This is a genomic window from Streptomyces sp. Z423-1, from assembly GCF_013009255.1.
In the GTDB taxonomy this organism is placed as follows: domain Bacteria; phylum Actinomycetota; class Actinomycetes; order Streptomycetales; family Streptomycetaceae; genus Streptomyces; species Streptomyces gossypiisoli.
This window is the reverse complement of record NZ_CP053109.1, coordinates 2,256,168-2,267,500: the sequence shown is the minus strand read 5'-3', so window position 1 is coordinate 2,267,500 and position 11,333 is coordinate 2,256,168. Positions and strand designations below refer to the sequence as shown.

Sequence of the window (11,333 nt, the reverse complement as noted above, 5' to 3'; positions counted from 1 at the left end):
GAAGGTAGTCCATCCCGGGCGGTGGTTGTCCCGGGGTAAGGGTGTAGGCCGTGCGATAGGTAAATCCGTCGCACTTGTGGTTGAGACCTGATGCCGAGCCGATTGTGGTGAAGTGGATGATCCTATGCTGTCGAGAAAAGCCTCTAGCGAGTTTCATGGCGGCCCGTACCCTAAACCGACTCAGGTGGTCAGGTAGAGAATACCGAGGCGTTCGGGTGAACTATGGTTAAGGAACTCGGCAAAATGCCCCCGTAACTTCGGGAGAAGGGGCCACATCCGGTGAGCACTTGCTGCTTGAGCTGGGGGTGGCCGCAGAGACCAGCGAAGCGACTGTTTACTAAAAACACAGGTCCGTGCGAAGCCGTAAGGCGATGTATACGGACTGACGCCTGCCCGGTGCTGGAACGTTAAGGGGACCGGTTAGCTCCATTTCGGTGGGGCGAAGCTGAGAACTTAAGCGCCAGTAAACGGCGGTGGTAACTATAACCATCCTAAGGTAGCGAAATTCCTTGTCGGGTAAGTTCCGACCTGCACGAATGGCGTAACGACTTCTCGACTGTCTCAACCATAGGCCCGGTGAAATTGCACTACGAGTAAAGATGCTCGTTTCGCGCAGCAGGACGGAAAGACCCGGGACCTTTACTACAGTTTGATATTGGTGTTCGGTTCGGCTTGTGTAGGATAGCTGGGAGACTGTGAAAGCCATACGCCAGTATGGTGGGAGTCGTCGTTGAAATACCAGTCTGGTCGTGCTGGATGTCTAACCTGGGTCCGTGATCCGGATCAGGGACAGTGTCTGATGGGTAGTTTAACTGGGGCGGTTGCCTCCTAAAGGGTAACGGAGGCGCCCAAAGGTTCCCTCAGCCTGGTTGGCAATCAGGTGTTGAGTGTAAGTGCACAAGGGAGCTTGACTGTGAGACCGACGGGTCGAGCAGGGACGAAAGTCGGGACTAGTGATCCGGCGGTGGCTTGTGGAAGCGCCGTCGCTCAACGGATAAAAGGTACCCCGGGGATAACAGGCTGATCTTCCCCAAGAGTCCATATCGACGGGATGGTTTGGCACCTCGATGTCGGCTCGTCGCATCCTGGGGCTGGAGTCGGTCCCAAGGGTTGGGCTGTTCGCCCATTAAAGCGGTACGCGAGCTGGGTTTAGAACGTCGTGAGACAGTTCGGTCCCTATCCGCTGTGCGCGTAGGAGTCTTGAGAAGGGCTGTCCCTAGTACGAGAGGACCGGGACGGACGAACCTCTGGTGTGCCAGTTGTTCTGCCAAGGGCATGGCTGGTTGGCTACGTTCGGGAGGGATAACCGCTGAAAGCATCTAAGCGGGAAGCCTGCTTCGAGATGAGGACTCCCACCTCTTTAAGAGGGTAAGGCTCCCAGTAGACGACTGGGTTGATAGGCCGGATATGGAAGCACGGTAACGTGTGGAGTTGACCGGTACTAATAGGCCGAGGGCTTGTCCTCAGTTGCTCGCGTCCACTGTGTTGGTTCTGAAACCACGAACAGCCCCGCCCCGTGAGGGTGGTCCGGCTGGATAGTTTCATAGTGTTTCGGTGGTCATAGCGTGAGGGAAACGCCCGGTTACATTCCGAACCCGGAAGCTAAGCCTTACAGCGCCGATGGTACTGCAGGGGGGACCCTGTGGGAGAGTAGGACGCCGCCGAACAATTATTAACGGGTTGGACCCGGAACTTCGGTTCCGGGTCCAACCCTTTTTTGTTCTGTGTCACTTGAAGTTCACGTTGCGCAACGACGATCCCCGACATGGGTACTGCTGCAATGCTCAGGGCCGCCGGCGTCGGAGTCGGTGACGAGGTCATCGTGCCGGCCTTCGGGAACGTCGAGGTCTCCGAAGCGGTGACCCTGGCGGGTGCGCGCCCGGTGTTCGCCGACATAGACCCGGTGTCGTACTGCCTCGACGCCTCCGCGGTCGAAGCGGTGGTGACTCCGCGTACCGTGGCCGTCGTTGTCGTACACCGATTTGGTCGGCCGGCGGATGTCGTGCGGCTGCATGCTGTGGGGCAGCGGCACGGAATGCTGGTGCTGGAGCAGGGGGAGTCCGAGGCGCCGTACGACGAGGTCGCGCAGCGTCGGCAGCGGGCCGCCTATTTGGATGCGAAGTTGAAGGGTGTGTACACGCCGGACGGCGGGGACGGGCACACCTATCAGCAGTATGTGGTGCGGGTGCCCGGGAATGGGCGGCCGGATCGGGATGCGTTCGCACAGGCCCTGCGGGCCAGGGGAGTTGAGTGTCGCGTGCCGGTGAAGACGCCGGTGCACCGGCTGCCCGCATTTCGGCAGTGTGTCTCGCTGCCGGAGACCGAGCGGGCCGCCGCGGACACCCTTGCGCTGCCCGTGGACGGTGGATTGACGAAGCGGGACATGCAGCGGATTGCGTCCGCGTGCAATGCGCTGGGTGGACTGTTGCAGCCTGCCTTTTGATCGTTTCCGGTGCCGGGCGATCGTGGTTGGGAGCACGGGTCTGTTCGGGGTATGATCTATTCCGTTGCCGCGAGGGAAACCTCGTGAAGGCGACCGGCCCCTATAGCTCAGTCGGCAGAGCGTCTCCATGGTAAGGAGAAGGTCAACGGTTCGATTCCGTTTGGGGGCTCCAGAACAAAAGGCCTCCGCCCTTTCGGGCGGGGGCCTTTTGGTGGTTCGGGTGCCGTTCAGGCGTTGTTCAGGCCATTGTGGAGGCCCGGGACGCGCATCGCCAGGATCGCCATGTCGTCGGAGGGGGCATCCGAGGCGAAGCGTTCCACGGCGCGCATGATGCGGGCGGCTACCGCGCCCGCTGTGAGGCCGGTGCAGGTGGTGAGGACGTCGGCGAGGCCGTCGTCGCCGAGCATGCGGCTGCCCTCCCGGCGTTCGGTGACGCCGTCCGTGACGCACAGGAGCACGTCGCCGGGGTCGAGGGTGACCGTCTGCTCGTAGAGGTCCAGGTCCTCCAGGACACCGAGGAGCGGCTGGGGTTCGGCGGCGGTCTCCACCGTGCCGTCCTGGCGCAGACGCAGGGGGAGCGGGTGGCCGGCGCAGACCACCTTCAGCTCGGCGCTGCCGTCCTCCTGGGGGCGCAGCTCGCCGTACAGAAGGGTCAGGAAGCGGCTGCGGGCGCCCTCGTCGAGGATCGCGGAGTTCAGGCGCTGCAGGACCGCGGGGCCGCTGAGGCCCTCGCGGGCGAGCAGGCGCAGGGCGTGCCGGGCCAGGCCGGTGACGGCTGCCGCGTTCGGACCCGTACCGCAGACGTCGCCGATGGCGAAGCCGTAGGCGCCGTCGCGGATGGGGAAGAGGTCGTAGAAGTCGCCGCCGACCTCGTTGCCCTCGCCGGCCGCGCGGTAGATGACGTCGACCTCCACGCCGTCGATCTCGGGGAGGCCCGGGGGGAGGAGGCTGCGCTGGAGGGACTGGCTGATGGCCGTGCGCTCCGAGTAGAGGCGGGCGTTGTCCAGGGCGAGGGCGGCCCGGCGGCTCAAGTCTTCGGCCAGTTCCAGGATCTCCTGGCGGAAGTGGTCGTCGGTGGGCTTGCCGAGGGTGAGCATGCCGATGACGCGGTTGCGGGCGACCAGGGGGAGGACGACCGTCTCGCCGCCGACTGCCGAGGCCGTCGCCAGGGTCGTACCGATGCCGCCGCTGACCGTGGCGGGTTCGCCGAGGCCCAGGCTGCGCATGGAGGTGCGGAGGGCCGCCTGGTGGGCGGCTTCCGCCGGGGCCGACCAGACGCGGGCGCCGGGGGTGGGTACCGGGTCGGGCGGGGGGATCTTCGACAGCAACGACTTGATGCCGTCGATGAGTTCCTCGTCCTCGTGCAGCACGTACGAGAGGTACGGCTCCGAGGCCTGGTCGGCGATCGTGTAGACCGCGCACCAGGTGGCCAGCGTCGGGACCGTCATCTGCGCCATCAGGGCGAGTGTCTGGTCGCGGTCCAGGGTGCCGGCGAGCAGGTCCGAGGCCTCGACGAGGAAGCTCAGGGATCCGCGGCGCAGCCGTTCGAGTTCGCCGAGGCGGGCCGACTCGACGGCCAGGGCGATGCGGTCGGCGGCGAACTGGAGGCGCAGCGCCTCCTCGTTGGAGTATCTGCCGGGGGCCTCCGCGGCGACGCCGAGGGAGCCGGTGAGGCGGCCCTCGACCTTGAGCGGGACCGTGACGACCGAGCGCATGCCCGTGCCGTTGAGCAGCGGTACGGCGCCGGGGACGGCCGTGAGGTCGTCGTGGACGGCCGGCATGCGGGCCGAGCCGTAGCGGCCGGGGCCGGCCTCGACGGGGACGCGGGCGAAGCGCTGGCGGGCGGAGGGCAGGCCCGTGGAGGCGCGGACCTCCAACTCCGTTTCGTCGTCGGTGGCGAGGAGCAGGAACGCGGAGTCGCCGTCGAGCATGTCGCGAGCGCGTTCGACCGTGCGCTGGAGAAGGCCGTCGAGGTCGTCGGGGGCGGGGGAGCCGATGAACACCTCGAAGGGGTCGGTGCTCTGGCCGTCGGTGGAGGTGGGCGTGTCGGACGCCGTGATGCGCAGCGGCGTCTGAAGGACGGCTCGTTCGTGGTCGCGGACGAGGAGGCAGACCGTGGAGGGTTCGCCGGCGGTGTCGCGGACCCGAAGGTGGGAGGCGTACACCGGTACGACCCGGCCGCCGGCGTCGCGGATGCCGTAACTGCCTTCCCAGCGCGAGAGTTGCAGTGCCTCGGCGATGCCCGTGCTGGTGCCCGGGGTGTGCGGCCAGGCGGCGAGGTCGGTGAGGGGTTTGCCGGTGACCTGTTCGCCCTGGTAGCCGAAGAGTTCCTCGGCGTCGTCGTTCCAGGCCGTGATGGAGCCGTTGCGGTCGATCTGGATGACGGCGACGCGGACACGGCCGTCGGCCATCGGGAGCAGGTCGGCGGGGAGGGACGGGCCGGCGGTGCGGGTGCCCACGGGACGTTCGGGCAGGTGGAGTTGGAACCAGACCTGCTTGTGCGTGGGTGTGTACTCCACGCCCCAGCGGCCGGCCAGGGCCGCGCACAGCTGGAGGCCGCGGCCGCCCTCGCGGTCGGGGCTGCCCATGTTGACGGCAGAGCCCTGGAGCGGAACTTCACGCTCCGGGTAGTGGTCGGCGACCTCGATGCGTACGCCGTCGTCGAGGCGCAGGCACAGCACGTCGGCGGTGGTGCCGGCGTGTACGACGGCGTTGGTGACCAGTTCGCTGGTGAGCACCACGGCGTCGTCGATGATGTCGGCGTGTCCCCAGCCCTGGAGGGTGTCGCGGACGAAGGAGCGCGCGGAGGCGACCGAGCGCCCGACGGGCTCGAAGCTGGCGGCCGCGCGCGCGGTGATCACAGAACTCCTCGACCTGCTCTCGACGTGCTGGGCTGCGGGGCCGACCGGCTCGCGTCGCGTTTGCGACGGCAGGCCGCTCTTCGGCCGGGGGTCCGGGGGCTGTTCCCCCGGGATCAGTCCGGTGGTCATGTGTGCGGCCGCCCCTCCGATGCCCGCTCGTTCTCGTGCCACCGCCCAGGCCGGACGGAACCGGTGCGGCTGGACAGCCGCATGCAAGGTTACTTACCTTCGCGGTTCATGCGGATGCCGGTCTGCAGTGTTTCCGTCCGGAGGGTGTGCGGACGGTGTGCGAAGCTGCCGAACTGTTATGGCCTGGTTCGGACGGGGTGAAACACTGGGCAGGCTTCTGGGTGGAGGTCCGGACAGGGCGAGTGTGATGTGCGTACGGCGGGCAGCAGCCCTTGGTGCGGTCCGGCACCTCCTGGTGAGATGGACGGCTGGTACCACCGGGCGGAGATACGCAGTAGTAATCGGTACGCCGAGCAGTAGTAGCCGAGCACAGCAGTAATGGTCGACCCCTGCGGGAGGGACACAGTGGAGTCTGGCGCAGCGACGCGGGGCACGAAGCCGCGCGCGAAGGGCGGACCGTCCCCGAGCAACCGGAACGGGACCACTGAGGTGGACACGGCTGCCCTGAACCGGCTGCTGGCGGCCCTGGTCTCGATGCGGGACGGCAACTTCCGCAAGCGGCTCACGGTGTCCGGGGACGGCGTGATGGCGGAGATCGCCGCCGTCTTCAACGAGGTCGCCGACCGCAATCTGCACCTTACGGGTGAGTTGTCGCGGGTCCGGCGTGTCGTGGGACGTGAGGGAAAACTCACCGAACGGCTGGACGCGGGGGCCTGTGAGGGGTCCTGGGCGGCCGCGATCGACGCCTCGAACGCCCTGGTCGACGATCTGGTGTGGCCGGTGTCCGAGGTCAGCCGGGTGCTGTTCGCGGTGGCCGAGGGCGATCTGTCGCCGCGTATGGAGCTGCGGACGAACGCGCCCGACGGGACGGGGCATCCGCTGCGCGGGGAGTTCCTGAAGGTCGGGCGGACCGTCAACAACCTGGTCGACCAGTTGTCGACGTTCACCGACGAGGTCACGCGTGTGGCGGGCGAGGTGGGCACCGAGGGCAAGTTGGGCGGGCAGGCCCAGGTGCGCGGTATGTCCGGTTCGTGGAAGGACCTGACGGAGTCCGTCAACACGATGGCGGACCGGCTGACCGCTCAGGTGCGGGACATCGCGCTGGTGACGACGGCGGTCGCGAAGGGCGATCTGTCCCGAAAGGTCACGGTTCATGTGGCCGGTGAGATGCTGGAGTTGAAGGAAACCGTCAACACGATGGTGGACCAGCTCTCCGCGTTCTCCTCCGAGGTGACCCGGGTCGCGCGTGAGGTGGGTACCGAGGGCGAGCTGGGCGGGCAGGCGCAGGTGCCCGGGGTGGCCGGTGTGTGGAAGGAGCTCACGGACTCCGTCAACACCATGGCCGGCAACCTCACCGCTCAGGTGCGTGGGATCGCCGAGGTGACGACGGCGGTCGCCAACGGTGATCTGTCGCGCAAGGTGACCGTGCAGGCGCGTGGTGAGGTGGCGCAGCTCGCCGAGACCATCAACCAGATGACCGAGACGCTGCGGATCTTCGCGGACGAGGTCACGCGCGTGGCCAACGAGGTCGGTGCGGAGGGGCGGCTCGGCGGGCAGGCGAACGTGCCGGGTGCCGCGGGGACGTGGAAGGACCTGACCGACTCCGTCAACACCGTGTTCCGGAACCTGACCACTCAGGTGAGGGACATCGCCGCGGTGACGACGGCGGTCGCCAATGGTGACCTCTCGCAGAAGGTCACCGTGGATGTGGCCGGCGAGATGCTGGAGCTCAAGAACACCGTCAACGGCATGGTGGACCAGCTGTCCGCCTTCGGTTCCGAGGTCACGCGCGTGGCGCGGGAGATCGGCGACGAGGGTGAGCTGGGCGGCCAGGCGCAGGTGCCGGGCGCCGCGGGGACGTGGAAGGACCTGACGGACTCCGTCAACACGGCGTTCCGGAATCTCACCGGACAGGTGAGGAACATCGCCCAGGTGACGACGGCGGTCGCCAATGGTGACCTCTCGCAGAAGGTCACCGTGGACGTCTCGGGCGAGATGCTCCAGCTGAAGAACACCGTGAACACGATGGTGGACCAGCTGTCGTCGTTCGCCGACCAGGTCACGACGATGGCCCGGGAGGTCGGCACCGAGGGGCGGCTCGGCGGGCAGGCGCGTGTGGAGGGCGTCTCCGGTACGTGGAAGGAGCTCACCGACGCCGTCAACTCCATCACGGGCAACCTGACCGCCCAGGTGCGGCAGATCGCCCAGGTGACCACGGCTGTGGCACGCGGTGATCTGTCGCAGAAGATCACCATGGACGTGCGCGGGGAGATCCTGGAGCTGAAGAACACCGTCAACACGATGGTCGACCAGCTCTCCGCCTTCGCCGACCAGGTGACCCGGGTGGCCCGCGAGGTGGGTACGGAGGGCCGGCTGGGCGGTCAGGCGCAGGTGCCCGGCGTCGCCGGTGTGTGGCGCGACCTGACCGACTCCGTGAACGGCATGGCGGGCAATCTGACCGCTCAGGTGCGGCAGATCGCGCAGGTCGCGACGGCGGTGGCGCGGGGTGACCTGTCGCAGAAGATCACCGTGGACGCGCGCGGGGAGATCCTGGAGCTGAAGAACACCCTGAACACCATGGTGGACCAGCTGTCCTCGTTCGCCGAGGAGGTCACCAGGGTGGCCCGCGAGGTGGGCACCGAGGGCAAGCTGGGCGGCCAGGCCGAGGTGCAGGGAGTCTCCGGCACCTGGAAGGACCTCACCCAGTCCGTCAACTTCATGGCGAACAACCTCACCGTCCAGGTGCGCAGCATCGCCCACGTCACCACCGCCGTCGCCAAGGGCGACCTCTCGAAGAAGATCACCGTCGACGCCAAGGGCGAGATCCTCGAACTCGTCACCACCGTCAACACCATGGTCGACCAGCTGTCGTCCTTCGCCGACCAGGTGACCCGGGTCGCGCGCGAGGTGGGCACCGAGGGCATCCTGGGCGGCCAGGCGCATGTGCCGGGCGTCACCGGCATCTGGAAGGACCTCAGCGACAACGTCAACCTGATGGCCAAGAACCTCACCGTTCAGGTGAGGAACATCTCCCAGGTTGCCGCGGCGGTCGCCAACGGTGATCTGACGCGGACGGTGACGATCGAGGCGCGCGGTGAGGTGGCGCAGCTCGCCGACACCTTCAACACCATGGTGAAGACGCTGAGTTCGTTCGCCGAGCAGGTCACCAAGGTGGCCCGTGAGGTGGGTACGGACGGCATCCTCGGTGGTCAGGCGCACGTACCGGGTGTGGCCGGTACGTGGAAGGACCTCACCGAGTCGGTGAACCAGATGGCCTCCAACCTGACCGGCCAGGTGCGCAACATCGCCATGGTGACGACGGCGATCGCCAAGGGTGATCTGACGAAGAAGATCGACATCGACGCGCGCGGGGAGATCCTCGAACTGAAGACGACCATCAACACGATGGTCGATCAGCTGTCCTCCTTCGCCGAGGAGGTCACGCGCGTGGCCCGCGAGGTGGGTACGGAGGGCCAGCTGGGCGGCCAGGCGCGCGTGCGGGACGTCGACGGCACCTGGCGGGACCTGACGGAGTCCGTGAACGAGATGGCCGGGAACCTGACCCGGCAGGTGCGTGCCATCGCGCGCGTGGCGACCGCGGTGACCCGCGGTGACCTCAACCTGAAGATCGACGTGGACGCCTCCGGCGAGATCCAGGAACTTCAGGACTACATCAACAAGATGATCGCCAACCTGCGCGACACCACGATCGCCAACAAGGAGCAGGACTGGCTCAAGGGCAACCTCGCCCGGATCTCCGCGCTGATGCAGGGCCGCCGTGACCTGGAGGACGTGGCCTCGCTGATCATGAGCGAGCTGACCCCGGTGGTCTCCGCCCAGCACGGGGCGTTCTTCCTGGCGATGCAGCCTGCCGACAGCGCGGGCACGGACGACCCGTACGAGCTGCGGATGCTCGGCTCGTACGGTTACTCGATGGGCTCCATGCCGACGTCGTTCCGGCCCGGTGAGGCGCTGGTCGGCACGGCCGCCCAGGAGAAGCGCACGATCCTCGTCGAGAACGCGCCCAGTGGCTATCTGAAGATCTCCTCCGGGCTCGGCGAGGCACCGCCCGCGCAGGTGATCGTGCTGCCGGTGCTGTTCGAGGGCAAGGTGCTCGGCGTGATCGAACTGGCCTCGTTCACGCCGTTCACGCAGATCCAGAAGGACTTCCTCAACCAGATCGCCGAGATGATCGCGACCAGCGTCAACACCATCTCCGTCAACACCAAGACGGAGGTGCTGCTGAAGCAGTCGCAGGAGCTGACCGAGCAACTGCGCGAGCGCTCCGCCGAGTTGGAGAACCGGCAGAAGGCCCTGCAGGCGTCCAACGCCGAACTGGAGGAGAAGGCCGAGCTGCTGGCCCAGCAGAACCGCGACATCGAGGTGAAGAACACCGAGATCGAGGAAGCGCGGCAGGTCCTGGAGGAGCGCGCCGAGCAGCTCGCGGTCTCGATGCGCTACAAGAGCGAGTTCCTGGCCAACATGTCGCACGAGCTGCGTACGCCGCTGAACTCGCTGCTCATCCTGGCCAAGCTGCTCGCCGACAACGCGGACGGCAACCTCACCCCGAAGCAGGTCGAGTTCGCCGAGACCATCCACGGGGCGGGCTCCGACCTGCTCCAGCTGATCAACGACATCCTGGACCTGTCGAAGGTCGAGGCGGGCAAGATGGACGTCTCACCGACGCGTATCGCGCTCGTCCAGCTCGTGGACTACGTGGAGGCCACCTTCCGGCCGCTGACCGCCGAGAAGGGCCTGGATCTGTCCGTACGGGTGTCTCCGGAGCTGCCCGCCACGCTGCACACCGACGAGCAGCGGCTGCTTCAGGTGCTGCGCAACCTGCTGTCGAACGCGGTGAAGTTCACCGACTCCGGCTCGGTGGAGCTGGTCATCCGTCCCGCGCGCGACGACGTGCCGCAGGCGATCCGGGAGCAGCTGCTGGAGGCCGGATCGCTGACCGACGCGGACGCGGAGCTGATCGCGTTCTCGGTGACCGACACCGGCATCGGGATCGCGGCCAGCAAGATGCGGGTGATCTTCGAGGCGTTCAAGCAGGCGGACGGCACGACCAGTCGCAAGTACGGCGGTACGGGCCTCGGCCTGTCCATCTCGCGGGAGATCGCGCAGCTGCTCGGCGGTGAGATCCACGCGCAGAGCGAGCCGGGCCGCGGCTCCACCTTCACGCTGTACCTGCCGCTGCACCCGAGCGAACTGCCCCCGCACGGCTACCAGCAGCCGCCGCCCAGCATTCCGGCCGCCGCGGAACGCGCCGAGTGGCCGGAGCTGACCGAGGTGGCGGTCGAGACGCCGGCCGAGGTGAAGTCGTACCACGAGACCCAGAACGGTGCCGCCGCGCTCTTCCGGCGCCGCCGCAGGAGCACGCCCATGGCCGAGCAGCGGGCCCTGCCGCAGGAGGCGTGGCAGGCCGGTGAGGCGGAGGCGGAGGCACACCCGCGCGCGGGCGTCCGGTTCGGGGGTGAGAAGGTACTGATCGTCGACGACGACATCCGCAACGTCTTCGCGCTCACCAGCGTCCTGGAGCAGCACGGGCTGTCGGTGCTGTATGCCGAGAACGGCCGTGAGGGCATCGAGGTGCTGGAGCAGCACGACGACGTGGCGGTCGTCCTGATGGACATCATGATGCCCGAGATGGACGGATACGCGACGACGACGGCGATTCGCCGGATGCCGCAGTTCGCCGGGCTGCCGATCATCGCGCTGACGGCCAAGGCGATGAAGGGCGACCGGGAGAAGGCGATCGAGTCGGGCGCGTCCGACTATGTGACGAAGCCGGTCGACCCCGATCACCTGCTGGCGGTGATGGAGCAGTGGATGCAGGCCGAATGAACAGTAGATGTCCATGGGGAGTTGTTGACTCTGAGTGTGCGTAGTCGTGTAGA

The 11,333-nt window shown here is 67.0% G+C and carries 3 protein-coding genes, 1 tRNA gene and 2 rRNA genes (1 of these 6 only partly in view); 5 read left to right on the top strand and 1 reads right to left on the bottom strand.

Features of this window, described 5'->3' with window-relative positions; genetic code table 11:
- From HJD23_RS10255 to HJD23_RS10240, 4 genes are all read left to right on the top strand, one after another.
- Nucleotides 1-1,465 (top strand): 23S ribosomal RNA (locus tag HJD23_RS10255) (it extends 1,645 nt beyond the left edge of the window).
- Between the two features lie 85 nt (nucleotides 1,466-1,550).
- Nucleotides 1,551-1,667 (top strand): 5S ribosomal RNA (gene rrf, locus HJD23_RS10250).
- Between the two features lie 113 nt (nucleotides 1,668-1,780).
- Nucleotides 1,781-2,443 carry a DegT/DnrJ/EryC1/StrS family aminotransferase gene (locus tag HJD23_RS10245; RefSeq protein WP_171118608.1) on the top strand — a complete coding sequence of 221 codons (663 nt, stop codon included), beginning with the start codon at nucleotides 1,781-1,783 and terminating at the stop codon, nucleotides 2,441-2,443.
- A 96-nt stretch (nucleotides 2,444-2,539) separates the two neighbouring features.
- Nucleotides 2,540-2,615, top strand: a tRNA-Thr gene (locus HJD23_RS10240).
- Between the two features lie 55 nt (nucleotides 2,616-2,670).
- On the opposite strand, the gene HJD23_RS10235 is transcribed toward HJD23_RS10240, so the two are convergent.
- Nucleotides 2,671-5,433 carry a SpoIIE family protein phosphatase gene (locus HJD23_RS10235; RefSeq protein WP_171112868.1) on the bottom strand — a complete coding sequence of 921 codons (2,763 nt, stop codon included), beginning with the start codon at nucleotides 5,431-5,433 and terminating at the stop codon, nucleotides 2,671-2,673.
- Nucleotides 5,434-5,838: 405 nt separating this feature from the next.
- Between HJD23_RS10235 and HJD23_RS10230 the strand changes: the two genes are divergently transcribed.
- Nucleotides 5,839-11,280: a HAMP domain-containing protein gene (locus HJD23_RS10230; RefSeq protein WP_171112871.1), complete on the top strand. Its 5,442-nt coding sequence runs from the start codon at nucleotides 5,839-5,841 to the stop codon at nucleotides 11,278-11,280.
- The last annotated feature ends 53 nt before the right edge of the window (nucleotides 11,281-11,333 follow it).